The sequence below is a fragment of the Vreelandella populi genome, from assembly GCF_003989825.1.
Lineage (GTDB): Bacteria > Pseudomonadota > Gammaproteobacteria > Pseudomonadales > Halomonadaceae > Vreelandella > Vreelandella populi.
In genome coordinates this window covers 303,182-328,088 of record NZ_RZHE01000002.1, presented here as the reverse complement: position 1 = coordinate 328,088, position 24,907 = coordinate 303,182, and the positions used below count along the sequence as shown (strand labels likewise).

At 55.1% G+C, this 24,907-nt stretch carries 25 protein-coding genes and 1 other RNA gene; 4 read left to right on the top strand and 22 right to left on the bottom strand.

Annotated features, from left to right (window positions below):
- Positions 1-122 precede the first annotated feature (122 nt).
- From ELY25_RS01455 to rsmI, 14 genes are all read right to left on the bottom strand, one after another.
- The gene (locus tag ELY25_RS01455) at positions 123-836 is read right to left on the bottom strand and encodes a cell division protein FtsQ/DivIB (RefSeq protein WP_126949522.1); all 714 of its coding nucleotides are present in this window, start codon (positions 834-836) and stop codon (positions 123-125) included.
- A gap of 9 nt (positions 837-845) precedes the next feature.
- Positions 846-1,784, bottom strand: a complete 939-nt coding sequence (locus tag ELY25_RS01450) for a D-alanine--D-alanine ligase (RefSeq protein ID WP_126949521.1) — start codon at positions 1,782-1,784, stop codon at positions 846-848.
- The gene (murC, locus tag ELY25_RS01445) at positions 1,781-3,193 is read right to left on the bottom strand and encodes a UDP-N-acetylmuramate--L-alanine ligase (protein WP_126949575.1); all 1,413 of its coding nucleotides are present in this window, start codon (positions 3,191-3,193) and stop codon (positions 1,781-1,783) included. The genes ELY25_RS01450 and murC overlap by 4 nt, the downstream gene beginning before the upstream one ends.
- A 53-nt stretch (positions 3,194-3,246) precedes the next feature.
- The gene (murG, locus tag ELY25_RS01440; protein ID WP_126949520.1) at positions 3,247-4,344 is read right to left on the bottom strand and encodes an undecaprenyldiphospho-muramoylpentapeptide beta-N-acetylglucosaminyltransferase; all 1,098 of its coding nucleotides are present in this window, start codon (positions 4,342-4,344) and stop codon (positions 3,247-3,249) included.
- A 19-nt stretch (positions 4,345-4,363) separates the two neighbouring features.
- Positions 4,364-5,545 (bottom strand): putative lipid II flippase FtsW, encoded by a 1,182-nt coding sequence (ftsW, locus tag ELY25_RS01435; RefSeq protein WP_126949519.1) that lies wholly within the window; start codon positions 5,543-5,545, stop codon positions 4,364-4,366.
- The gene (gene murD / locus ELY25_RS01430; protein WP_126949518.1) at positions 5,542-6,921 is read right to left on the bottom strand and encodes a UDP-N-acetylmuramoyl-L-alanine--D-glutamate ligase; all 1,380 of its coding nucleotides are present in this window, start codon (positions 6,919-6,921) and stop codon (positions 5,542-5,544) included. The genes ftsW and murD overlap by 4 nt, the downstream gene beginning before the upstream one ends.
- Before the next feature lie 57 nt (positions 6,922-6,978).
- A complete protein-coding gene (gene mraY, locus ELY25_RS01425; protein WP_126949517.1) occupies positions 6,979-8,061 on the bottom strand; it encodes a phospho-N-acetylmuramoyl-pentapeptide-transferase in 1,083 nt (360 codons plus the stop codon).
- A 9-nt stretch (positions 8,062-8,070) separates the two neighbouring features.
- Entirely contained in the window at positions 8,071-9,429 is a 1,359-nt protein-coding gene (locus ELY25_RS01420) for a UDP-N-acetylmuramoyl-tripeptide--D-alanyl-D-alanine ligase (RefSeq protein ID WP_126949516.1), read from the bottom strand.
- The gene (locus ELY25_RS01415; protein ID WP_126949515.1) at positions 9,426-10,919 is read right to left on the bottom strand and encodes a UDP-N-acetylmuramoyl-L-alanyl-D-glutamate--2,6-diaminopimelate ligase; all 1,494 of its coding nucleotides are present in this window, start codon (positions 10,917-10,919) and stop codon (positions 9,426-9,428) included. Before ELY25_RS01415 ends, ELY25_RS01420 begins: the two co-directional genes overlap by 4 nt.
- Before the next feature lie 18 nt (positions 10,920-10,937).
- Positions 10,938-12,623, bottom strand: coding sequence for a peptidoglycan D,D-transpeptidase FtsI family protein (locus ELY25_RS01410; RefSeq protein ID WP_236995613.1), 1,686 nt, complete (start codon positions 12,621-12,623; stop codon positions 10,938-10,940).
- Between the two features lie 20 nt (positions 12,624-12,643).
- The gene (gene ftsL / locus ELY25_RS01405) at positions 12,644-12,979 is read right to left on the bottom strand and encodes a cell division protein FtsL (protein WP_126949513.1); all 336 of its coding nucleotides are present in this window, start codon (positions 12,977-12,979) and stop codon (positions 12,644-12,646) included.
- 2 nt (positions 12,980-12,981) lie between these two features.
- Positions 12,982-13,938 carry a 16S rRNA (cytosine(1402)-N(4))-methyltransferase RsmH gene (gene rsmH / locus ELY25_RS01400; protein WP_126949512.1) on the bottom strand — a complete coding sequence of 319 codons (957 nt, stop codon included), beginning with the start codon at positions 13,936-13,938 and terminating at the stop codon, positions 12,982-12,984.
- Positions 13,939-13,992: 54 nt separating this feature from the next.
- An RNA gene (rnpB, locus tag ELY25_RS01395) (RNase P RNA component class A) lies at positions 13,993-14,366 on the bottom strand.
- Between the two features lie 32 nt (positions 14,367-14,398).
- Positions 14,399-15,256, bottom strand: a complete 858-nt coding sequence (rsmI, locus tag ELY25_RS01390; protein WP_126949511.1) for a 16S rRNA (cytidine(1402)-2'-O)-methyltransferase — start codon at positions 15,254-15,256, stop codon at positions 14,399-14,401.
- 110 nt (positions 15,257-15,366) lie between these two features.
- Here rsmI and ELY25_RS01385 point away from each other — a divergent pair, with 110 nt between their 5' ends.
- The 4 genes from ELY25_RS01385 to ELY25_RS01370 are packed head-to-tail and all read left to right on the top strand — an operon-like array spanning position 15,367 to position 18,476.
- Positions 15,367-16,872 (top strand): penicillin-binding protein activator, encoded by a 1,506-nt coding sequence (locus tag ELY25_RS01385; RefSeq protein ID WP_126949510.1) that lies wholly within the window; start codon positions 15,367-15,369, stop codon positions 16,870-16,872.
- Complete coding sequence (locus ELY25_RS01380) at positions 16,862-17,233, top strand: YraN family protein (protein WP_126949509.1); 372 nt, start codon at positions 16,862-16,864, stop codon at positions 17,231-17,233. Before ELY25_RS01385 ends, ELY25_RS01380 begins: the two co-directional genes overlap by 11 nt.
- 24 nt (positions 17,234-17,257) lie before the next feature.
- Positions 17,258-17,851, top strand: a complete 594-nt coding sequence (locus tag ELY25_RS01375; protein WP_126949508.1) for a phosphoheptose isomerase — start codon at positions 17,258-17,260, stop codon at positions 17,849-17,851.
- Positions 17,852-17,903: 52 nt separating this feature from the next.
- Complete coding sequence (locus ELY25_RS01370) at positions 17,904-18,476, top strand: BON domain-containing protein (protein WP_126949507.1); 573 nt, start codon at positions 17,904-17,906, stop codon at positions 18,474-18,476.
- 80 nt (positions 18,477-18,556) lie between these two features.
- Here ELY25_RS01370 and ELY25_RS01365 read toward each other — a convergent pair whose 3' ends face one another.
- From ELY25_RS01365 to zapE, 8 genes are all read right to left on the bottom strand, one after another.
- Positions 18,557-19,036, bottom strand: coding sequence for a ClpXP protease specificity-enhancing factor (locus ELY25_RS01365; protein ID WP_126949506.1), 480 nt, complete (start codon positions 19,034-19,036; stop codon positions 18,557-18,559).
- A 61-nt stretch (positions 19,037-19,097) separates the two neighbouring features.
- Positions 19,098-19,724 carry a stringent starvation protein SspA gene (gene sspA / locus ELY25_RS01360; RefSeq protein ID WP_126949505.1) on the bottom strand — a complete coding sequence of 209 codons (627 nt, stop codon included), beginning with the start codon at positions 19,722-19,724 and terminating at the stop codon, positions 19,098-19,100.
- 127 nt (positions 19,725-19,851) lie between these two features.
- Positions 19,852-20,613 (bottom strand): cytochrome c1, encoded by a 762-nt coding sequence (locus ELY25_RS01355; protein ID WP_126949504.1) that lies wholly within the window; start codon positions 20,611-20,613, stop codon positions 19,852-19,854.
- A complete protein-coding gene (locus ELY25_RS01350; RefSeq protein WP_126949503.1) occupies positions 20,613-21,860 on the bottom strand; it encodes a cytochrome b in 1,248 nt (415 codons plus the stop codon). Before ELY25_RS01350 ends, ELY25_RS01355 begins: the two co-directional genes overlap by 1 nt.
- Positions 21,860-22,459, bottom strand: a complete 600-nt coding sequence (gene petA / locus ELY25_RS01345; protein WP_126949502.1) for a ubiquinol-cytochrome c reductase iron-sulfur subunit — start codon at positions 22,457-22,459, stop codon at positions 21,860-21,862. Before petA ends, ELY25_RS01350 begins: the two co-directional genes overlap by 1 nt.
- 210 nt (positions 22,460-22,669) lie before the next feature.
- Complete coding sequence (gene rpsI, locus ELY25_RS01340) at positions 22,670-23,059, bottom strand: 30S ribosomal protein S9 (RefSeq protein WP_106373124.1); 390 nt, start codon at positions 23,057-23,059, stop codon at positions 22,670-22,672.
- A 13-nt stretch (positions 23,060-23,072) separates the two neighbouring features.
- On the bottom strand, positions 23,073-23,501 hold the full coding sequence (rplM, locus tag ELY25_RS01335) for a 50S ribosomal protein L13 (RefSeq protein ID WP_089702948.1): 429 nt from the start codon (positions 23,499-23,501) through the stop codon (positions 23,073-23,075).
- A gap of 185 nt (positions 23,502-23,686) precedes the next feature.
- Positions 23,687-24,868: a cell division protein ZapE gene (gene zapE / locus ELY25_RS01330; protein WP_126949501.1), complete on the bottom strand. Its 1,182-nt coding sequence runs from the start codon at positions 24,866-24,868 to the stop codon at positions 23,687-23,689.
- Positions 24,869-24,907 lie beyond the last annotated feature (39 nt).

Here is a 24,907-nt window from a genome sequence, read left to right as displayed (position 1 = left end):
CCATAATACGACTAGTCCAAGCCCACAATAATGGGCTTGGAACGTAATTTAAACCCTATTAACGCGTTTTTCCGCGTTGGCGACGGCTTAACCGAACTAAAGCTTATGAAGTAAGCTGAAACTTACTCCTCTGGAGTTTCAAATTCGCTCTCGCCATGCCAAGCCACTGATACGCCGTTGGGGTAGCGTAAATCTATATACCGAATATGCTCACCGAAGCGGGCAAGCTCGCGCAGCCAGGAAGCCGAAAGACGTGCTAAACGAACTTCGTGATCGCGCCTGCCAAGCATGACCCAGGTTCCATTATCAAGCTGCAAACGCCAGGCGCCGCGGGGCTCTAAGCGAAGCTGCGAAAGATTCAACGCCAAATTGTTAAAATGCGGCGTCAAGCGATAGTAATAGGCCAGTACTTCTTCACTGCTACCGTTTGGCCCTGCCAGATCCGGCAATTCTGTAGGCACTTCAATAGGAGCGAAAGTAAACGGTTCGCCTTGGGGGTTAAGCAGATACTCATCGTTCCAGCGTGCCACCGGCTCTTGCTCAACAAGCTCAAATACCAAGGCGTTGGGCCACTCTCGGGAAATACGCACTTCATACAGCCAGCCTATTTGCATGGCCCGATCACGTAGCTCACCTAAATCAGCGGACAACCAGGTAGCACCCTGCACTAATGGTGCAAGCTGGGTGCGCAGGTAGTCGGCACTGACGTACTCCCATTCGCCGCGAATCGACACACGCTCTATAGGACGATCCAGCCAAAGCCAAAGCGCACGACCTCCAGCACCCAATAAAAGTGCCAGGAGTATGATGCCGAACCAAGCATTACGCCTTTTCATAAGGCCTCTTCATGACACGCCCTGCTTGCCAGCCGTCTGGAGGATCTGCACTACTAACGCGTCAAACGTAATACCCGCATGGGCAGCCGCCTGAGGCACGAGACTATGGTCGGTCATGCCCGGTACCGTATTGACTTCGATCAGCCAGAAATGACCCTTTGCATCGCGCATGACGTCAACACGCCCCCAGCCCTCACAACCGATAGCGACAAAAGCCTCACGGCAGAGCTTGGCAAGCTCGGCTTCATCCGCTTCTGAAAGCCCGCAAGGCAAGTGGTACTGGGTCGTATTGGAGACATACTTGGCTTCATAATCGTAAAACCCGCCAGGTACCTCCACACGAATAGCCGGCAGCACCCGGCCATCAAGCAAGGCCACCGTGTACTCATCGCCAACCACAAACCGCTCTGCCATTACCCGGGCATCAAACTGGGCAGCTTCGCGATAGGCGGCTTCCAGCGCCTCACGGGTTTTGACAATGCTGATGCCGAGAGTGGAGCCTTCATGCACCGGCTTCACCATCATGGGCAGACCAAGCGTTGCCACGACACCATCCCAATCTGCGTCATCGTTGAGCATGATGCTTTCCGGTGTGGGTAGCCCTGCTGCCTGCCACACCTGCTTGGTGCGCTGCTTATCCATTCCTAGTGCTGAGGCCAGAACGCCGCTGCCGGTATAGGGAATATTCAAAAGTTCAAGCGCGCCCTGGAGCGTGCCATCTTCACCGCCGCGACCGTGCAGAGCGATAAAGACAACCGACGGCGCCAGGGCCTCAAGCCCAACCAGCCCCTTATCGCGTAGGTCATAACCCTGCGCATTGATATTCTGGCGCTTTAAAGCCTCTAAAACCGCACTGCCACTTTTCAGCGAAACTTCCCGCTCAGCAGAAGAACCGCCATAAACCACAACGACTCGCGAACTATCCGTTGGGGCGTAATCGGCACTCACAGCTCTACCTCACTTAATACCAGTTCGGCCTGTGCCAGGGAGAGCGAAATACCGCCCACATCGCCAGCGCCTTGAGTAATCAAAATATCGTCTGGCCGCAATACGTTAGCCAACAGTGCGGGCAGTTCCCGCTTATGCTCGATAAATAGCGGGTCCACTTCCCCGCGCTGGCGAATCGAGCCGGCAAGCGCTCGGCCATCTGCGCCAGGAATCAACGCTTCGCCTGCGCTATATACATCCAATAACACCAGTGTATCGACCTGCGACAGAACACGGACAAAATCTTCGTAAAGATCGCGGGTTCGGCTATAACGATGGGGTTGGTAAAGCATGACCAGACGGCGCTCAGGCCAACCTGCGCGCACCGCCTTGATTACCATATCCACTTCACGCGGATGATGGCCGTAATCATCCACCAGCATGACCTTTCCGGATGCCTTGGGCGCGGGGAAATGACCATGCACCTGAAAGCGCCGACCGACTCCGGCAAACCCAGACAACCCACGCAGGATTGCCTCATCGCTAACGCCGGCATCGGTTGCCACTACAATAGCGGCCATGGCATTAAGCGCGTTATGGCGACCCGGCATGGCCAGGCGCACGTTAAGCGGTGCGGCACGCCCAGGGCGTAGCGCCGTAAATGACACTTCACCGCCCTGCTGGGTAAAATCCACAATGCGGTAATCCGCATCGGTATCAAAACCATAGGTAACGAACTGACGTTTAATCTGTTCACACAAGCCGCGCACGTGAGGATCATCAATACACAAAACGGCCAGGCCGTAAAACGGCAGGTTGTGTAAGAATTCGATGAAAGTACTTTTCAGGCGCTCAAAATCACCACCATAGGTCGCCATGTGATCGGCGTCGATATTGGTGACAATTGACATCATTGGCTGCAGATGGAGAAACGAGGCATCAGATTCATCGGCCTCGGCCACCAAATAGTCACCTTCCCCCAGACGCGCATTGGCCCCGGCACTGGTCAGGCGGCCACCAATCACAAAGGTAGGGTCCAGCCCGCCTTCGGCCAGAAGCGTCGCTGTCAGGCTAGTGGTCGTGGTTTTGCCATGTGTACCGGCAACGGCGATACCATGACGAAAGCGCATCAGCTCCGCGAGCATCTCAGCACGCCGTACCACCGGCACTCGGTGTTCATGGGCCCAGCGAATCTCGGGATTGGTATTATCCACTGCACTTGAAACAACGACGACATCAGCTCCTTCCACGTGCGCTTCGGCATGGCCGATATCCACACGAATACCGCACTGGCGCAACCGCTCAACGACGGACGAAGTCTTCATGTCGCTTCCGCTGACGCTGTAACCTTGGTTTGCCAGCACTTCGGCAATACCACACATACCCGCGCCGCCGATTCCAACGAAATGTATACGCTGGATACGCCGCATACCCGGGCCGCTCGGGCTGGTACGCTGGGGCAATGACTGGGTTACTGAGTCAATCACACTACTTCTCCTTTATTGAGTATCGCCAGGCATCCTTCGGCTAATCGTTCAGTGGCGTCCAGGTGGGCAGCTTGACGAGCCCGGGACGCCATTAGTGCAAGCGTTGCAGGCTCGAGTAAATCACTGAGATAGTGGGTCAAGCGCTCAGGCGTCAATGCCGACTGAACGACACATAGCGCAGCCCCAGCCTTGACCAGCACATCGGCGTTAACCCGCTGGTGATCGTCAACGGCAAAGGGAAAGGGCACCAGTAGTGAAGGCTTTGCCGCTGCGGCAAGCTCTGCCACCGTTAGCGCACCCGCCCGGCATACCACAAGATCGGCCCACTCATAGGCGGCTGCCATATCGTCAATAAACGGGGTGACCTCTGCAGAAACTCCGTGCTGGGCATACCCTTCAAACGTCTTGATATCGCGTGATTTACCCGCCTGATGGCGTATTTCAGGGCGTTTTTCAAGCGGCAAGGCCGCAACGGCCGGTGGTAGGCGTTCATTCAATGCAACCGCCCCTAGTGAGCCCCCTACCACTAAGAGGCGTAAAGAGCGGCCCGTGAAGGCTTCAATGCTACGCGGCGCCTGGCCGATAGCAGCAATCTCTGCACGGACTGGATTACCAATCACTTCGGCACGCGCGCCCAAGGCTCCAGCAAAAGCGGCATAACTTTGTGTGGCTAGCCGCGACAAGACGCGATTGGTTAACCCAGCCACGGCATTTTGCTCATGCACAACCAGTGGAATACGCGAAAGCCACGCGGCAAGGCCGCCCGGGCCACTTGCAAAGCCTCCCAGTCCCACCACCAGCTGTGGTTTAAAGGTATTAATGACACGCCGCGCCTGTAAAACCGCTTGGCTCAAGTTCACCGGCGCTTTAAGCCAGCCTGCTATGCCGTTTCCACGTAGACCACTAACTGCAATGGTGTGGAGCTTGATACCAGCGTCAGGTACCAGGCGATTTTCAATTCCTCGGGGGCTACCCAGCCACTCAACGGCAACATTTTGCCTCTTTAGCGCCCGCGCCAGGGAAAGCGCGGGAATTACATGCCCACCCGTTCCCCCCGCCATGATTAAAACGCGTTGAGGTGCGTTCGTCGTCACAAACGACTCCTTGAAAAATTTACGATAAACGCGGTTCGCGACGCGACTTGTAAGGGGTAGGAACACGACGCGGTCGATGTCTTGTTTCTGCGTCTACGCGCAGCAGCAGGCCAATCATCATACCGATGACCAGCAGGCTTGAACCGCCATAACTGATCAACGGCAAGGTAAGTCCTTTGGTAGGCAGTAGTCCAGAGCTTACCGCCATGTTAATAAATGCCTGGGAAGCAATAACAAAGCCTACGCCGTAACTGACATAAGCCCCAAAAAGATGACCGGCAACCTCGGCTTTTCGCCCAATCCACATTGCTCGGCCAATCAAAAGCGTAAACAGCAAGATAACAGCAATAGCCCCGAGCATGCCCAACTCTTCGGCAATCACGGCGAAGATGAAATCGGTGTGTGCTTCAGGCAGATAATGCAGCTTTTGAACACTATTACCCAGCCCGGTGCCTGTCACGTGGCCACGGCCAAAAGCAATCAACGCTTGAGTAAGCTGATAGCCGGTCGCAAACTGGTCTGCCCATGGGTCTAGAAAGCTTGTCCAGCGCGCCAGCCGGTAAGGTTCCAGCACCACCATCATGACAGCGCCAAAGGTCAATACCCCGCCGCTGCCGATAAGCAATACAAGCGATGCACCGCTCATCATCAGCATACCGATCACGCAGGTGGTATATACCACCATGCCACCAAAGTCCGGCGCCAGAAACAGCAGTCCGGCAGGCAGTGCCAGAACCGCAATAGGCCGCCACAAGGTAAAGGCACGAAGACGCAAATCGTAAGCAAAGCGCGACATGAACATCGCCATGTAAAAAATAAGCCCTACCTTGCCAAGCTCGGACACCTGGATATTAGGCAAAGGTCCGGGTAGCGCTATCCAGCGTTTACTGCCGTTGATTTCCTGGCCAAACAGCAACACCACAACAAGCAGCACGATACTTATTAGAAGAATCAGCGCCGCATTTTGCCGCCATACTTCCAACGGCACACTCATCATGAACACGCAGGCCAAGACGGCAAGCAGCAGGAAAATGCCGTGCTGGCGAAAGTAGTAAAAGCTGTTATCCAACAGACCAATGGAAGCCGAACTGACCATCACCCAGCCTATTCCGGCAAGCGAGACAGCCGCGACAATCAACCAGATGTCACAGGGCAAATTCCGCGTAGTGACTGCCTGGTGCATACGTTGTAAACGACTCATTGCGGCATCTCCGCTGCCTTATTTTCTACCCAACAGCGAAAAGCTTCGCCGCGGGCCTGATAGTCGGAAAACTGATCAAAGCTCGCGCAGGCAGGTGACAGCAATACACAGTCACCGGGTTTTGCTATGGCAAATGCGGCTTCCATTGCCTGGGTCAGATCGTTTACCTGTCGCACCGTCACGTGAGACGTAAGAGCTTGGGAGATCCGTTCGCGATCTTCTCCAAATACCAGCGCCTCACGCGCGCAGTTGGCTAGCGGCATGGCAAGAGGTGAAAAATCGGCTCCCTTGCCTACCCCGCCCCCCAACCAGACCAGGCGGCCTTTGAGAGTTGCACCCAGGCCATTGATTGCTGCCAAGGTTGCGCCAACGTTGGTTCCTTTTGAGTCGTTTACCCAGGTAACACCGTTGATATGCGCGATAGTTTCACTACGGTGAGCCAAGCCGGTGAAAGCTTTAAGTGCTTTTACCATGGCAGAAGCGTCAAACCCCAGCGCCTGCCCCATGGCCAGGGCGGCCAGGGCATTCATATAATTATGCTGACCCGCGATCGATAACTCACTGGCCGATACCCAGGCAGTTTGCCCATGCATCAATATAAGTTCGCCCCCCTTCCAGACAAGCCCCCAGCCATCCTCAGTTGACGGGTTTGAGGAAAAAGGGATGACTTCAGGCCCTGCATGAACAGGCCAGGTAAGCGGCTCGTCCTGATTGACAATGGCATACTGCGCCTGAGTAAAAATACGCTGCTTGGCCATTCGATAGGCCTGCATATCGCCATGCCGGTCCAGATGATCTTCGCTGAGATTTAAAAACGCTGCTGCTTTAGCACCCAGTGCCGGCGTGGTTTCCAGCTGAAAACTGGAAAGCTCCAGAATATACAGCTCGGCCTCAGGCTCATCCGCCAGCAAATCCAGCGCTGGCGTACCCAAGTTGCCGCCTACTGCAACACGTAGTCCAGAGGCCTTCGCCATTTCACCCAGTAACGTAGTAACCGTAGACTTGGCATTCGAGCCAGTAATGGCAGCAACAGGCACTTGATTGATACGCGTAAACAGGGCAGTTTCGCCTATCAGCACGGGTTCATTGGTCTGCGGGTTAATCCTTTCTGCCAGACCTTTAAGCCCTGGCGAGCCAGGATCTACTCCCGGGCTTAATACCACTTCATAAGCATCAGTAAAATCCAGCTCATCAAGCGGGCCGCAATACACTTCGACACCGGGATAATCTGCGTAGAGCGTTTCAAGGCCAGGCGGCTCACGCCGGGTATCTGCCACGATAAAAGGCTTTCCAGTGCGTGCCAGATGACGACATATTGCCCGCCCGGAAAGCCCCAGGCCGACAACAACTGTCATTCCACTTGGTACTCGCACCATGTCTGGCTCCTTTACGCTATACGCCCACGGCTGCAACGACCACCGTCACCGCGCCGATTAACGAACCTTAAGTGTCGCCAGGCCTAGTAACACCAGCACAACCGTGATGATCCAGAAGCGCACGATCACGCGTGGCTCGGGCCAGCCCTTCAATTCATAATGATGGTGCAGCGGTGCCATACGGAAAATACGCCGCCCCGTCAGCTTATAAGAGCCCACCTGCAAAATAACTGATACGGTTTCCAGTACAAAGATACCGCCCATGATGAACAGAACAATTTCCTGGCGCACGATTACCGCGACAACGCCAAGCGCAGCCCCTAAAGCAAGCGCACCTACATCACCCATGAACACCTGGGCGGGATAGGTGTTAAACCAGAGAAAGCCAAGCCCGGCGCCTGCAATGGTGGCGCAGAAAATCGCCAGCTCACCGGTGCCATTAATGAAGGGAATATGCAGGTAGTTGGCAAATACGGCGTTACCGCTTGCGTAAGCAAACACCGAAAGCCCCATGGCCACGAGCACGGTGGGCATAATGGCCAGGCCGTCCAGCCCATCGGTCAGGTTCACGGCGTTGGAGCTACCTACAATCACAAAGTAGGTAAGCACGATATAAAACACGCCTAACGGTAGCGCAATATCTTTGAAAAGCGGTACCAGCAGGCTGGTTTCAGCAGGCGTGGCGGCAGTGAAATATAGCACTAGCGCAGCACCTAGCCCCACGACCGACTGCCAGAAATACTTCCAGCGAGCAGGCAAGCCGCGCGGGTTCTTCTCAACGACTTTCCGGTAGTCATCAACCCAACCAATGGCACCAAACCCAAGGGTCACGGCCAGCACTATCCAGACGTAGTGATTGGATAAATCACCCCATATAAAGGTACTGATAGCAATCGCCAGTAAAATCATGACACCCCCCATGGTGGGGGTACCTGCTTTTGAAAGGTGTGACTGGGGCCCATCATCGCGCACAGCCTGACCTATCTGCCCCTCAACCAGGCGACGAATAACCCACGGCCCCAGCCATAGGCAAAGCATCAAAGAGGTAAGTGCCGCCAGAATGACGCGCAGGGTGAGATAATTGAAAACCTGAAAGCCCGTTTGGTACTGGGCTAGAAAATTCGCCAAGTAAAGTAACATGAACGGCGTTTACCTTATTTCATCTGAGCGCAGTGCAGCAATGACTTGCTCCATACCCGCGCTGCGCGACCCTTTCACCAATAACGTGGCGCCGGGCGGCAAAGAATTAATGATATGACGCGTTAGCGTCTCGTGGTTGTCAAAATGCTGCCCGCAACCAGAGGCGTCACAGGCAGGCTGCGCCGCATCCCCAAGCGTCAGTAACCTGTCAATGCCAAGCTCGGCCGCATAGCGCCCCACCCCAGCATGCAGTGTGCCAGATTCGTTTCCAAGCTCCCCCATGGCACCCAACGCGCACCAGCGCGGTGCGGGGAAACGCATCAACGTTTCAAGTGCTGCCTTGACTGCCCCGGGGTTGGCATTATACGTATCGTCCAGCAGCGTTGCGCCATTGATACCCGGCACAACGCTTAACCGGCCCTTTAATGCAGCCAGGGTTTGCAATCCGCTGATCACGTCGTCAGGGCTAACACCCACAGCAAGCGCTGCCGCCGCTGCTGCTAAAGCGTTACTCACGTTATGTTTACCCAGCATGGCAAGCTGTACACGGTCTAGCGCCCGACCATTTTCAACAAGCGTGAAAGCATACCGCCCCTGAGGGTCGCAGGAAAGTGCCGACGCGTGGACATCTGCCGAGCTCTCAAATCCAAAACTGATCACACGGCGCGGCGCGGCGCAGGCGGCCCAAAGCGAATAGTAAGGGTCATCGCGATTGAGTACTGCGATGCCCTGATCGCTCAAGCCATTGAGCAGCTCGCTCTTGGCCTGAGCAATGTACCCCATGCCGCCAAACTCGCCTACATGTGCGCCTGTAACGTTGGTAATAATCGCTACATCAGGCACCGTTAAGCGGCCGGACCAGGCAATTTCACCCAAGTGGTTGGCACCGACCTCAATAACGCCCGCCTGATGTTCGGGCGTTAAGCGCAAAAGCGTTAACGGCACGCCAATATCGTTATTAAGGTTGCCCTGGGTAGCCAGCACGCTACCTAATGGTGCCAAAAGGGCCGCCGTCATTTCCTTGACGGTGGTTTTACCGCTATTCCCGGTGACAGCGACCAGCGGCAACCGATATCGCTTACGCCACGCACCCGCCAGTAGCCCCAATCCAAGCCGAGTATCGGAGCATTGCAACTGAGGAAGCGTACTTTCAACTGGCGTTTCGACCAGCGCCGCGGCAGCGCCCTTTTCACGCGCCTGCTCGACAAAATCATGGCCGTTAAACCGCGGGCCTTTAAGCGCCACAAACAGGCAGCCAGGGATAATATGCCGAGTATCGGTCACAACCGAGGTCAAGGTAAGCGCTGAACTGCCCGACGGTTCCACCATGCCCAGCGCCTGAGCGGCGTCAGCAAGCGTCCAGGTCATGGTGCACTACCTCGTACGGCCAGGGCCTTGAGAACTTCATCTTCATCGTTATAGGCGTGGCGAACACCGTTGATCTCTTGATAGGCCTCGTGCCCCTTGCCCGCTATGAGCACCACATCGCCTTCACTCGCCTGCTGAATCACATGGTCAATAGCAAGGCGGCGGTCGCCGATATCAAGTGGCGCTATGGCTGACGAAAGCCCTGATATTATCTGCTGGCGAATCTGCTCAGCGGGTTCACTGCGCGGATTATCATCAGTGACGACTACAATATCTGCCCACAGTTCGACTACTTTAGCCATTTCGGGACGTTTACCCGTATCACGATCCCCCCCGCAGCCGAAAACGCACCAAAGTCTTCCCGATTCGCTCACATGGGCGCGCAGCGCTTCCAGCGCATTACTGAGCGCATCGGGCGTATGCGCATAATCAATCACCACACTAGGCGCGGCTTTCGCATGGTACAACGCCATACGCCCCGGCACGGGGTCAAGCTTGGAGGCTGCCTCAAACAGAGAGTCAATCGGCTGCCCCAACCCATAAAGCGCCGCCATGGCCAACAACACGTTGTCCAGGTTAAAGCGACCTACCAGACCTAGTGCCAGAGCGCGTTCACCTTCAGGCGTGGCAATCAGCGCCTGCTGGCCCGCTTCGCTCGACTGAACGTCCAGCACGCGAAAGGTAACCGCTTCATCCTGACCGGTGGCCAATACACGTACGCGTGAGTCACAGCCTGCCAACATTAATCGCGCCAAAGGGTCGTCAGCATTGACTACCGCAAGTTCAAGCTCGCTGCGCCGAAAAAGCTTGGCTTTTGCTGCCGCATAGGCGGCCATACTGCCGTGATAATCCAGGTGATCACGCGTAAGATTGGTAAAGACTCCCACAGTGATATTGGCGGCATCCAGGCGGTGCTGATCCAGGGCATGGGAGGACGCCTCAAGGGCCACTCGGCGGACGCCCTGCTGAGCAAGCTCCCCAAGGGCTGCCTGCAGGGCAAGTGGCCCTGGCGTGGTCAAGCCGGTATCCACAAGCTGACCAGGACGACCGACACCGAGGGTGCCCACGAGTCCCGCTGGCGTACCCAGCGTTTCACTAAGCGCTGCAATATAGTGGGTTACCGAGCTTTTCCCGTTGGTACCCGTCACCCCTATGATCTCAAGATCATTAGGTACGTTAAAAAGATGTTTGCCCAGCTCACCCAGGCGCATGGCCAGGTGAGGTAGATATACTACCCGCCTTTCCCAGACGGCCTCGCTTTGCCGGGCATGCGCCAGCACTAGCAATGCACCCTGCTCTAACGCTGCATCAATAAAGTCACTGCCATCGCACTGGCTACCCGGCACGGCAACAAACACATCGCCAGTGTTCACCAAGCGCGAATCGGTAATCAGGCGCATCGTCTCGGGTAACTCAGGCAACGCAGTAAAGGGCACATTCGGCCACACTTTACCCAGCGCACCCCACAGTTGGTTGGGCGTCAACGTCATGCCATCTCCTCAGTCATACTATTCGTCGACCTCAAGGTCCGGCGGCACGTCCAGCAGGCGTAACGCATTTCCCGTTACGCTGGAAAAAACCGGCGCAGCAACAGCGCCACCATAAAATTCACCCGCTTTGGGGTGATCGATCATTACTACTGTCACAATGCGCGGGTCAGAAATAGGCGCGATGCCCGCAAAAACGCTGCGGTAGGCATCCGTGGTGTAGCCTTGTTGACCTATCTTACGCACCGTGCCCGTTTTACCGCCGACACGATAACCTTCAACACGGGCTCTGCGTCCACCGGTATAGGCGGCAACCGATGTTTCCAGGATGCGTAGCAGGTCATTGGCAACTGAGGGCTCTATCGCCGGCACCCCCTGAGGCGGGCTAGGAAGGCGCAGCAGAGAAGGCGACAAACGCACGCCGTCGTTGGCAAGCGCCGTATAGGCACTTGCCAGCTGCACCGCGGTCACCGACAGGCCATAACCGTAGGAAAGCGTTGCACGCTCACTGCGTGACCAGCGAACGGGTGACGGCAGGCTGGCCGTTGCCTCGCCAGGGAAGCCGGTTCCAGGCGCCTGCCCAAAGCCTAGCTGATTATATTTTTCCCAAATTGCTGTATCACTCAAGCGTAGCGCCAGACGTGACATACCCACGTTTGAGGAGTGTTCCAGAATACCGGCCAGATCAAGCTCGCCATAGTTACGGAAATCGCGAATGGTGAACTGATCAAGCCGCATCCAACCAGGCGAGGTGTCCACGATCGCGTCACGCCCCACAATCCCGCTTTCCAGGATTGCCGCCATGGCGAGCGGTTTCATCACCGAGCCTGGCTCAAATACATCAACAAGGGCTTGGTTACGCAGCCCGCGTGGATCAAGCCCCGTACGATTATTGGGGTTATAGGAAGGAAGGTTGGCCATAGCGAGCACTTCTCCGGTACGCGCATCCATCATTACCAGCACGCCACCATCTGCCTCGTTCTTCGCCACTGCCGCACGAAGCTCACGGTAAGCCATATATTGAATGCGCTGATCAATGGAGAGCACCAGATCGCCACCGGGCTGGGCATCGCGTATCACACCCAGCTCACGGACCAGACGCCCACGCCGATCCTTGATAACGCGCCGCTGGCCGGGGTGGCCTGCCAAATATGGCTGATAGGATAATTCAAGCCCCTCTTGTCCCACATCGTCGACGTTTGTTACGCCCAATAGCTGCGCGGCCACTTCCCCGGCAGGATAGTAGCGCTTGTACTCACGTTGGGGGTATACGCCGGGCGTGCGTAAATCAAGAATACGCTGGGCGGCCTCAGGCGTCATTTGACGGCGTAGATACATAAACTCACGGCTACTGTAACGCTCAAGCCGGGATTCGAAATCATCAAGCGTCATACCTAGCGCCTGGGCCAGCATAAAACGCTGAATGCCATCAGCAGGCAGTTCTTGAGGGTTTGCCCATAGCGTCACCACAGGCGTTGAGATAGCAAGAGGCTCACCATTTCGATCGGTGATCATGCCACGGTGTGCGGGAATCGCTTCATGGCGTAACGTTCGCGCATCACCCTGGCTTTGCAAAAAGGGACGATCGATGACTTGCAGCAGCGTAATACGCCCAATCAGCGCTACCGATGCTAAACCGATCAAAATCAGGATAAAGAGAAACCGGCCTCGTCCCAACGGTGGGGCAAGAGGTAACTGACGGGACATCCCTCCCCGACGCTCGCTTCTCATGGCCGAATTACCTCAACGTCATGAACATCAGGAATACGCATATCCAGGCGTTCCGTAGCAATCTGCTCGATGCGGGCAGGCGTCGACCATGCGCCCTCTTCCAGCAACAGCTGCCCCCATTCGGTTTGCAGCTGATTTTTTTCCTGCTCAAGCTGTTGAAGCTGGGCATACTGTACGCGAGTCATATGGGTGACAGCGACCGTTGCCAACCCGCTTATAATGCAGGCAATAAACAGCAGGCCAATCGCAATCGGCCAAGCCCGCAAACGTAATTTAAAGGGCCATTCGGTGCGTAACGTTGAAGCCCAACGCTCAATCCGATCCATGCTCATGGTTATACTCGTTTACGGGCAGCTCGCATGACGGCGCTCCGCGCACGTGGGTTGCCAGCCACCTCTTCATCACTTGGGCGCACACCTTTGCCTAGGGCTTCAAGGCGACGATTTAGCTGGTCATCACGAATAGGTACACCGCGCGGCAGGTGAGTGTCGCCGCGGACATGATGACGTATAAAGCGTTTTACACGCCGGTCTTCCAACGAATGGAAACTGATAATCACCAGATGACCACCAGGCGCCAACGCTTCAAGCGCTGCGTCTAAGGCAGCATCTAATTGATCAAGTTCGCCATTAAGATAAATACGTAACCCTTGAAATGCCTTGGTCGCCGGGTGCCTGCCCTTTTCCCAGGCGGGATGTGCCGTTTTGAGCACTTCGGCTAAATCAACTGTATGGGTAAAAGGTGTTTCAACACGCCGCTCAACGACGGCACGAGCCAGACGTTTGGCGTAACGTTCTTCACCGTAGGTTTTAAAGACGTGGGCGATATCGGCCTCTTTTGCATGGGCTAGAAACTCAGCCGCGCTTTCGCCCTGCGTTGGGTCCATGCGCATATCCAACGGGCCATTGCGCATAAAGCTAAACCCGCGCTCCGGGTCGTCCAGCTGTGGCGAGGAAACCCCTACATCCAGCAATACGCCTGACAACTTGCCATACACGCCCTGCTCACGGGCATAGTCTGCCAAGTGAGCAAATTCACGCTGGGTAATTTGAAAGCGTGAATCGGTAATTTCTGCCGCTGCCGCAATCGCCTGAGGGTCGCGGTCCATGGCCATCAGTCGGCCCTGCTCGCCCAAACGCGAAAGAATCAGTCGCGAATGACCGCCCCGACCAAAGGTACCATCCAGATAGATACCGTTAGAGTCATGCACAAGGGTATCGACAGCCCCTTCCAGTAATACGCTGGTATGGCGAAACGGGGAAACGACCTGGTCAGCGTCAGGAGAAGGCATGTTACTCTCACACAAAAATTAGAGGGGCACGCTACTGCGGGCCCCTTTATGGAAATGGGGAGTCGGCCGATAAGCCGGGTTCTGTCGTGGACAGTCATTCCTCTAGGCGCTTTGTCACCAAAGCGCTCAAGCAACCTACCCGGACCCAGCGCGGGCCACGCCATTGGGTCCCTATTTGGTCTTGCTCCGAGTGGGGTTTACCATGCCACGCACTGTTGCCAGGCGCGCGGTGCGCTCTTACCGCACCCTTTCACCCTTACCGGCCCTTTGAGGTTTATTTCAAAGGGCTTAGGCGGTCTACTCTCTGCTGCACTTTCCGTCGGCTTACACCGCCCAGGCGTTACCTGGCACTCTGCCCTATGGAGCCCGGACTTTCCTCCCCCGGCCCATCCAAAAGATGGGCTGGCGGCGACTGTCTGGCCAACTCCGGCGGCAAGCATACCAGCGCCCTTGCTTTGCCTCAATGCCCGGTTTTAATTGCTTGCAATCTTGCGTACCACTCCTGCTTGCGCCCACCCAGCATTCGGGCCACTATCGCCGCGCCCTGCTTGACGCCGACGCCTTCCTCCAACAGCGTTTTCATAAGCTCATCAGCACTTATATCCTGATGCTCGCTCTGAACAACCGGCGGTGCACCTGCCACCATGACCACAAACTCGCCCCGTGCCTGATTGGGGTCTTCTGTCAACTGAGAGAGAAGCGCTTCAGGCGTGCCCTGCAAAAATGTTTCAAAGGTTTTGGTAAGCTCCCGAGCCAGTACGACTGCGCGCTCAGGTAGAGCTTCCTTCAGAGCTTCGAGCGTGTGCATGATGCGATGTGGGGATTCGTAAAACACCAGCGTCTCTTCTCGAGCGCTCCAATCTTCCAGCGCTTGGCGCCTTGCCCCGGGCTTGGCTGGCAAAAAACCGCCAAAAACAAATCGGTCCGTGGGCAATCCCGCACCCGAAAGGGCTGTAATCAAAGCACAAGGCCCTGGGATAGGTACAATATGCCGCCCCCGAGCGCGCAGCTCACGCACCAGCACAAATCCGGGGTCGCTAATTAGTGGCGTACCGGCATCACTGATAAGCGCAATATTTTCCCCTGCGGCGAGATAGCTATCTAAGGTATCCACGCGGCGTGCTTCATTATGCTCATGAAGCGACAACATCGGCGTATTGACCCCCAGATGCGTTAACAGGCGGGCACTATGGCGCGTATCTTCTGCTGCAATGCGCGATACTTCTGCCAATACCCGGGCTGCACGCGGCGTTAGATCGTCCAAATTCCCAATTGGGGTGGCAACCACGTACAATGTGCCCGGATTGTGGTGTGTCATCGTGACTCCCGATTTGTTAATGGCTTGCTCTGACGGTGCGCTATGCTTGTGCTATGCCAACTCAATGCTGACAAGCGGCGACAGCGCGAATGAAAACTAAGGAAGGATACATGAAACACTCTCTGCGTGGCGTATTCGCCACTGGCCTCATAGCACTTCTCATGACCGGCTGTGCGATGCAGTCACCCAGCGTAGTCGACCGCACGGATGATCGGGACGCGGGTCGTCTGCTTAGCCAGGCCGAGCAGCAGGCTCCCGAACAAGCCGCCAAAACCCGCCTGGAAGCCGCCAGCATACTGGCGCAACAAGGCCAGCGAGAAAATGCCTTCGATGCGGCTAGTGCGATCGATGAAGCCAGGTTGTCGGAAGCGGATCGCGTTCGCTGGGCCCTGCTTTTCTCGGAACTTGCTCGAGCCATGGATGATCCTCGCGCCGTGCTGCGCGCTACCCAAGTACTCAACGACGACCTGCCCATGCAGAGTGATCAGCAAGAAACCTTGGCTGAGCGCCAGCGCTGGGCGCGTAACGCTCTGGATGACGTCGATACCCGGGATCTGGCTCTTCCCGGGCTCGAAGGCCAGGCAATTCGCCACATCGTGGTCGCCTTGCCCGAATCCGGCCCTCTGAGTAGTGTCGCCAACACGCTCGCCACGGCCATGCGCCGGCATCATGAAATTAGCGATGATAACGTTGAGCTCAGCTTTCTGAACGCGTCACAATACTCTATGGATGAGCTTTATCAGCGCGCTGAGCAGATGAACGCCCAATTGATCATTGGACCGCTGGAAAAAGACCAGGTAAGTCAGCTTGAGCAGCGTGATAGCGTACCGCTTCCTACCTTGGCGCTTAACTATGGCAGCGGAGAACAGAATCGCGCAGCGCGTTTGTTCCAGTACGGTCTGTCTGCCGAGGATGAAGCTCGGCAGGCAGCGCGTCGCGCCTATCAGGACGGCCAGCGTCGGATGTCGATGATGGTACCTGATAACGATTGGGGACGCCGTGTCGGTGAAGCCTTCTGGAACGAGTTCAACGGCCAGGGTGGCGAGATCACCAACGCCGTACGCTACAACCCGGAAAGCTCAGTTTCCAATGCAGTACAGACGGCCTTGAATGTCAGCGGCGAACGGGCTCAACTGGGCAATATTGATGCGCTTTTCCTGCTGGCGCTTCCCGATTATGCACGTCAGGTGCCGCCCACCATGGATTACTACTACGCGCCCAACTTGCCTATTTACGCCACTTCTCACCTGTATGAAGGCCGTCTGCAAACGCGCCGGGACCAGGACCTCAATGATGTCGTGTTTGCTGATATCCCCTGGCAGATTCCTGATGCGGCGGTAGGCGGTGAAGAGGCATTGCCGTTCTACCCAACCTACCAACGTCTGCGCGAAGAGTCTGATGCCTCAATGTTTCGCCTGATGGCAATGGGCGTCGATGCCTATGAGATTGCAACGCACCTGTCGGATATTGCCTCACTCAACGGCATGAGAGGCAGCACCGGTACGCTCTACCTGACGGGCGATGGACGCATCTACCGCGAATTGCCTTGGGCGAAATTCCAAAACGGTACGCCGGCGCCCATTTTGATCCCCGGCCAAACCGCCAGTGGCGAATAACGCCCAAACAGCGCGCAAGCGCGGTGCAGCCATTGAGCAGCTTGCCGCTCAATGGCTGCAACAAAAAGGCTTGTCACTGGTCGCCCAGAATCACCATGTGAAAGGCGGTGAGCTGGATCTGGTGATGCGTGACAGGGAGACATTGGTGTTTATTGAAGTCAAACACCGGGTGACTACCCGTTATGGCCATCCGCTGGAAACCGTTACGCCAACCAAACGGCAGCGCCTAGTACGGGCAGCAACGCTATATATTGGCAAACACGGCCTTACATCTCCCTGCCGCTTTGATATTCTTGCCATTACAGGCACACCGCCAGATCTTGATTTCCAATGGGAGAAAGCGGCTTTTGACGCCTATTGATTCTATTTTAACTAGGAAGCCCTGATGGACTTTCAATCGCGTATTCTTGATCACTTCAACGCCAGCATCGATACCAAAACCTATGCCAGCGAAGTGCTACCCCCGTTTATCGAGGTTGCCAGCCAGATGATGGTTCAGTGTCTGGTCAGCGAAGGTAAAATTCTTGCCTGTGGCAACGGCGGCAGTGCAGGCGACAGCCAGCACTTCTCTTCAGAACTGCTTAACCGGTTCGAGCGTGAACGTCCCAGCCTGCCGGCTCTGGCCCTCACCACGGACACCTCAACGCTGACGTCAATTGCCAACGATTACAGCTATAATGAAGTATTTTCAAAGCAAATCCGCGCTTTGGGCCAGCCCGGCGATATACTGCTTGCGATCTCGACAAGCGGTAACTCAGCCAACATTGTGCAGGCGATTCAGGCCGCTCATGATCGCGAAATGACGGTGGTGGCCCTAACTGGGCGCGATGGTGGCAATATGGCCTCTCTACTGGGCCAGGATGATTGTGAGATTCGCGTGCCCGCAACATCTACAGCAAGAATTCAGGAAGTCCATCTACTGGTTATTCACTGCCTGTGCGATCTTATTGATGAACAGCTGTTCGGCGGCGCCGCTTAATCACGCGCTCACCGGTTTCTTTATTATTTTATAGGATAAGGAGTCATTTATCATGACCCTGCGTTTTTCTTCTCGCAAGCTAATGGCGGCAACGCTTTTTACCGCTGTCTTGATCAGCGGCTGCGCCACAAACACTGCGTCCAATCCGGCCAATTATGGCCAACGCAGCAACGACGTGGAAGCCGTGGACGCAACAATTGAGCGCGAGGCTGAACGCGCCCTAGATCGCGCAGATGCACGCCTTGGCGATGCCCGCATTCGCGCTCACAGCTACAACGGCTCGCTGCTGCTAGTAGGCCAAGTACCCAGCGAGGAACTGCGTACCAAGGCAGGCGATGTCGTCCGCAATTTGCGTGGCGTCAATCAAGTGCACAATGAGTTAACCATTGCCGCCCGTCTGCCGGCCAGCCAGCGCCTGACCGACACATGGCTAACCACCAACGTGGTGAGCACATTAGCCACCAATGATCGTATTGACTCATCCAAACTCAAGGTAACCACTGAGAATGCCAGTGTGTACCTGATGGGTATGGTGACCCATGAAGAAGCCGACCGCATTGTTAACGCGGCCTCCTCCGTGGGCGGCATTCAACGCATCGTGAAAGTGTTTGAATATATCGACTAGCCTCTATGCTTGATGCATCAAAAAACCTCGCCTGGATGCCAGGCGAGGTTTTTTTAACTGCAATAGCCGTTTATGCGTAGCTATTTGACGACGCGCAGCGTGGGCTTTTTCTTGGCTTTGGAAGACGCTTCAGGTGCTTTTTCAAGCTCATCTTCAGGTACCGGCTCGGTAACGGAAAGCTCGGGTTTTGAGGGAGTGTCGGACACTTCTTCAAGCGCCAATTCGTCGTCACCGGCTTCGCCGCCTAATTCAGGCTCGTGACCAAACACCATACCCACCCCATTTTCGCGGGCATAGATGGCAATCAACGCAGGTGTGGGCACCATAACCTGCATGGGCTGGCCGCCAAACCGTGCGTTAAAACCAATGGCCTGGTTCTCCATGAACAGATCACGCACTGCCGTTGGTGCCACGTTCAATACGATCTGACCGTTTTGCACAAACTGGCGCGGCACTTCCACCCCGGGCAGCGTTGCATCCACTACCAGGTAGGGTGTTAATTCGTTATCCAGCAACCACTCATAGAGTGCTCGGGCGAGATAGGGGCGACTCGATTTCATAAGACTCCCTCCTCCTGACAAGTTAGGCCCCCGCCTTTACAAGGCCAAGGGGCCAGATAAATTACACACGCATCTCTTTTTCACGCTCATTCAAGGACGCCTTGAATGCTTCGCGCTCAAACACCCGCGACATGTAGCTTAAAAGCGGCTTGACCTGCTTTTCAGGCAGCTCGATATTAAGATCCGGCAGACGCCATAAGATCGGAGCCAGGCAGCAGTCCACCAAGGTAAACTCTTCACTCATGAAGAAAGGCATATCTTCAAAGATCGGCGAGATACCAATAAGGCTTTCACGCAATTCTTTACGCGCCTTGTCGGCTTCTTTTTTCCCACCGCTACGAATCAGATCCACCATAGGGCACCATTCACGCTCAATACGGTGCATCCACAGGCGGCTTTGCGCCCGGGCTACCGGGTAAACAGGCAACAACGGCGGATGCGGGAAGCGCTCATCCAGATACTCCATCATGACCTTGGACTCATAAAGCACCAGATCACGATCCAACAGCGTCGGTACGCTGTTATACGGGTTGAGGTCTGCCAAATCTTCAGGTGGCTGTTCTTCGTTTACATCAACGATATCAACAGCGACCCCCTTCTCAGCCAGAACAATGCGCACACGATGACTGAAATGATCATCACTACCTGAGTAAAAAATCATCGACGACCGCTTGGCCACAACACCCATGAAAGCATCCTCGCATCAAAACAATTATGGATAATAACACGCCATAGCTCCCTTATGGTAAGGCAGCCTGTGTGGGTTACCGCTTGGCATGAAAACAGCAGGCATAAAGTTTGCGCTGTGGCTTTCATCATTCATTAACACCTGGCCTGCGTATATCCTTCCAATATTCGCGCTTAAGCAAATACGCAAGCACCCCAAAAACAAACAAAAAAATCATCACCTTGGGCGCAACACCCTGCGCTTTCAATCGGGAGGGTTCACTAACATAGGCTAAAAAATTGGTGATATCGTAAACCGCCCGCTCAAATTCGGCGGGCTCCAGCGAACCGGGTCGAACAAGTATAAGCTCGCGACACTTTTCTGGTGTGCTCAACACCCTTGAAACCCCTTCAGGGCAGCCCAGTGTCTGCACCCCCTGGAGCGGCTCTAGCACGTTGGGCATGGCTACCGATTCATAAACCGTATTATTGACCCCTAGCGGCCGGCCGGGATCTTCATAAAACCCCAGCAGATAAGCATAAACCCAATCAACACCGCGCAGCTTAGCTGTCAGCGTCAAATCAGACGGCGCGCTTCCCCACCACTGCCGGGCCACTTCGACTTCCAGCGCATTATGCATGGGGTCATTAAAGGCAAGCTCCGGTGAGAAGATAAGACTGTCTTCCATCAACGCCCGAGGAATATTCAGGTCATCGGCCGCCCGCGAAAATCGCTGATAGGTAAGCGTATGACACCCCAGGCAGTAATTGACATATAGCTTCATGCCGCGCTGAAGCGATGCCTGATCATTTATATCTGGTGATATCGAACGCGACACCGGCATACCGCTCTCGCCATGCGCCATCCAGGACATTATCAGTAAACCAAGCGCCAACAACCATTTGCTCATCAGCGGCCCACTCTCTTTGGAACGGGACGGGTTGCTTCCCACCGGGTATAAAAAGGCATAAGCAAAAAATAGGCAAAATAGATAACCGTCAATCCTTGCGCCATGTACGTCCGCTCTGGCGTTGAAGGCAGCACACCCAGAACGCCCAACCCGACAAAACTTATCGCAAAAAGCCCAAGCATTATTTTTGACATCCAGCCCTTGTAGCGCATGGAACGCACCGGGCTGCGGTCAAGCCAAGGCAGAACAAACAGTATGGCAATTGCTCCGGCCATCAAAATCACGCCAAGTAACCGCGCATCCAGCCCCAATACAGAGAAGTTGGCCGCCCGCAAAATAGCGTAGAAAGGCGTAAAGTACCAAACCGGCGCAATATGGTCAGGTGTACTCAGCGGATCGGCGGACTCGAAGTTCGGCTGCTCGATAAACAGACCGCCTCCTTCGGGAAAATAAAATACCACGCCACAAAAGACAAATAGAAAGATCGCCACGCCGAGTAGATCTTTAACGGTATAATACGGGTGAAAGGGAATACCATCCAGCGGCTTGCCCGTATCATCTTTATGCTGGCGAATTTCGATTCCATCAGGATTATTGGAGCCTACTTCGTGTAGCGCCATAATATGCAGCACTACAAGCGTCAGAATAACCAACGGCAACGCGATGACATGCAGCGCAAAAAAACGGTTTAAGGTAACGCCCGATACCAGATAGTCGCCACGTACCCACTGAGCAAGATCCGGCCCAACCCACGGAATAGCTGAAAATAGTGACGTAATAACCTGCGCGCCCCAATAAGACATTTGCCCCCATGGCAACAAATAGCCCATAAAGGCTTCTGCCATTAATATCAGGTACAGGGTCATGCCCAGTATCCATACAAGCTCACGCGGAGCTTTATAAGAGCCGTACAAAAGCCCTCTGAACATATGCAGATACATCACGATAAATAGAGCAGACGCTCCCGTGGTATGCAGGTAACGAATCAACCATCCCCACTCAACGTCGCGCATAATATACTCAATTGATGCGAACGCTCCATCAGCCGTGGGGCTATAGCTCATGGTCAACCAAATACCAGTCACTACCTGAATGACCAACACCAGCAGGGCAAGCGAGCCAAACACGTACCAGATATTAAGATTTTTAGGTACATAGTAATTGGCCAGATGTTCACGCCACAGCCTGCTTACCGGGAAGCGTGCGCCCAGCCAGCTCTGCCCTTCTTCCCGCTTCGGTGCAGTCATCAGCTAAGCTCCCCGTCTTCGCCTAACTCGATAATTGCATCACCCAAAAAACGGTACGGCGGCACTTCAAGATTGGTTGGCGCCGGCATGTTGGTATACACACGCCCGGCCAAATCAAAGCGCGAACCATGACATGGGCAGTAAAATCCGCCAGACCATTCGTCACTACCTGGTTCTGCCGCATCAGGCTCGGGCCTGTACAGGGGCGAACAGCCAAAATGGGTACACAGACCTACCAGAACGCCGATCTCGGGCTTGAGTGAGCGAAGCTCGCCGCTGACGTAGGCTGGCTGCTGCTGCTGACGGGAATCGGGATCTGCCAAAATATCCGGCGAAAGCGCCCGAGTGCGCGCTATCATTTCCGGCGTACGACGGATAATCCATACAGGCCTGCCTCGCCACTCGACGGTTATACGCTGTCCAGGGCGTAGCTTGGAGATATCGATCAGAACAGGGGCGCCTGCCGCTCGCGCTCGGGCGCTCGGCTTCCATGCCGCTACAAAAGGCACGGCGACGCCCACCACGCCTACCGCTCCTACAACGGAAGTAGCCCCTACAAGGAAGCGGCGTCGGGCTTTGTTAATGCCGTGATCTGCCATGCAAGATCTCTCTTATCCACGAAAACGCCGCATCAAGATAGCACTCAGCTATGCCGATGCCGATGAGCTGCATCAAGCCAACCTCTGAAAAGCGCACTGAATAGCGATTTTCATCGTTCTATTTAAAATACTTTAAATAGTACTTTGAATAGTACAATAAAAAACGCCCAGGCCGGTGGCCTGGGCGTTTTGCCGCACAGCGTTGAAAAATTAACGCTTGGAGAACTGCGGGCGACGACGTGCTTTGCGCAAGCCGACTTTCTTACGCTCAACTTGACGCGCATCACGCGTTACGTAGCCAGCGGCACGCAGCGTAGGACGCAGGTCTTCGTTGTAGTTCATCAGGGCGCGGGTAATACCGTGACGAATAGCGCCAGCCTGAGAAGAACCGCCGCCACCAGCGACAGTAACAAAAATGTCGAACTGGCTCAGCGTTTCAGTCAGTTCAAGCGGCTGACGAACCACCATACGACCAGTCACACGACCAAAATACAGGTCGAGGTCTTTGTCGTTGACAGTAATTTTGCCAGAGCCCGGCTTCATAAACACGCGAGCGGTGGAAGTCTTGCGGCGCCCGGTACCGTAATACTGCTGTGTCATGGCGAAGATTTCCTCAGATGTTCAGTTCAAGCGGCTGTTGAGCAGCATGCGGATGCTCGGCACCGGCGTACACTTTTAACTTGGTATACATGGCGCGACCCAGCGGGCCCTTCGGCAGCATGCCTTTTACGGCAGACTCGATGATGCGCTCAGGCGCATGATCAAGCATCTTGTCGAATGTCATGGAGCGCAGGCCGCCCGGGTAACCGGTGTGGCGGTAGTAGGTTTTAGCCTTCGCCTTGTTGCCAGTCACTTGGACTTTCTCAGCATTGATGACAACGATGTAGTCGCCGGTATCAACGTGAGGAGTAAATTCGGGCTTATGCTTGCCACGCAGGCGGCGAGCAATCTCGGTTGCCAGACGACCGAGCGTTTTGTCCGTAGCGTCGACAACATACCAGTCGCGCTGGACGGACTGCGGCTTAGCACTGAACGTCTTCATGGATGAAATCACCAGATTAAGTGTGTTGGGCGACTAACACCGTCAAGCGGTGAAGCACCGTCCCTATTTTTTTTGGTTGCCGGGTTTGGCCCAGCAACATGTAGCGAGGCGGCATTCTACAGTAAGCCGCCGGACAAGTTAAGCCCTAATCGTGGCTTTTTCTTACCCCAGGCCAATAAGTCCGTTCAGGGCTTATGGGGCAGTGCCAAATATTCCCGTGACTGCATTTCTTGAAGGCGCGACAGCGTGCGCTGAAATTCAAAGGTAAGCTTGCCTTCGCTGTAAAGCTCTTCTACCGGCACCTCGGCTGACATCAGAAGCTTCACACCGCGATCGTAAAACTCATCGACCATATTGATGAAGCGACGCGCCTGATCGTCATGCCTGGCTTCCATCCGTTTAACATTCGACACCAGCACGGTATTGAAGCTCCGGGCCAGCTCAATATAGTCATTCTGGCTACGCGGCCCGTCACAAAGCTCCAGAAATTCAAACCAGGCGACGTTCTCATGCAGTCTGCGCGTTTTCAGCACGCGGTGATTGATTTCCAGCGGGGCGTTGGCCTCCCCCTCTTGCCCAGCGATTTCGCGAAAGCTGCGCGCAAGCTCCTGTTCGGCCGCCTCATCAAGGGGGGAGTGAAAAATCTCCGCCCGCTCAAGCGCTCGCAACCGGTAATCGACGCCAGAGTCGACGTTGACGATTTTGCAGTGACGCTTGACCAGATCAATGGCCGGAAGAAAACGCGCCCGCTGCAAGCCATCCTTATACAGATCATCCGGTACGATATTGGACGTCGCCACCAGCACCACGCCCCGCTCAAACAGCGCCTCAAGCAAATTGCCCAGAATCATGGCATCGGTAATATCTTTGACAAAAAACTCATCAAAACAGATAACCCGCGCTTCAGAAGCAAACTTGCCTGCAATCAATGTCAGCGGATTTTTTTCACCTTTATAGTGGGTCAGCTCGTTGTGAACCCGCTGCATGAAACGGTGAAAATGGGTGCGCATCTTTTCAGGAAAAGGTAGCGCTTCATAAAAATTGTCTACCAGATAGGTTTTACCGCGCCCTACTCCGCCCCAAAAATAAACGCCCTGCACCTGAGGCAATGCGGGCTCCCTTGAAGACGAGGATTTACCGAACAAGCCCTTCATCTTGGCTTTCAATCCACCATGGGCGAGCATGGCCTTAGGAACGGTGGTGGGCGCGGCCATTAGATCATCATAAAGGCGCTGTAAATGCCCGACCGCCAACTCCTGAGCCGCATCATGCTGAAAATCTTCGCGCATCAAGTCAGCACGATAGCGCTCCATGGGCGTTGGCCGAGATGACTGACTCGCCTTTTGGTCTGCAGAAGTAGCTGGCATTTACTCGCTCCCATGCGTATCACGACGGCATTATAGATC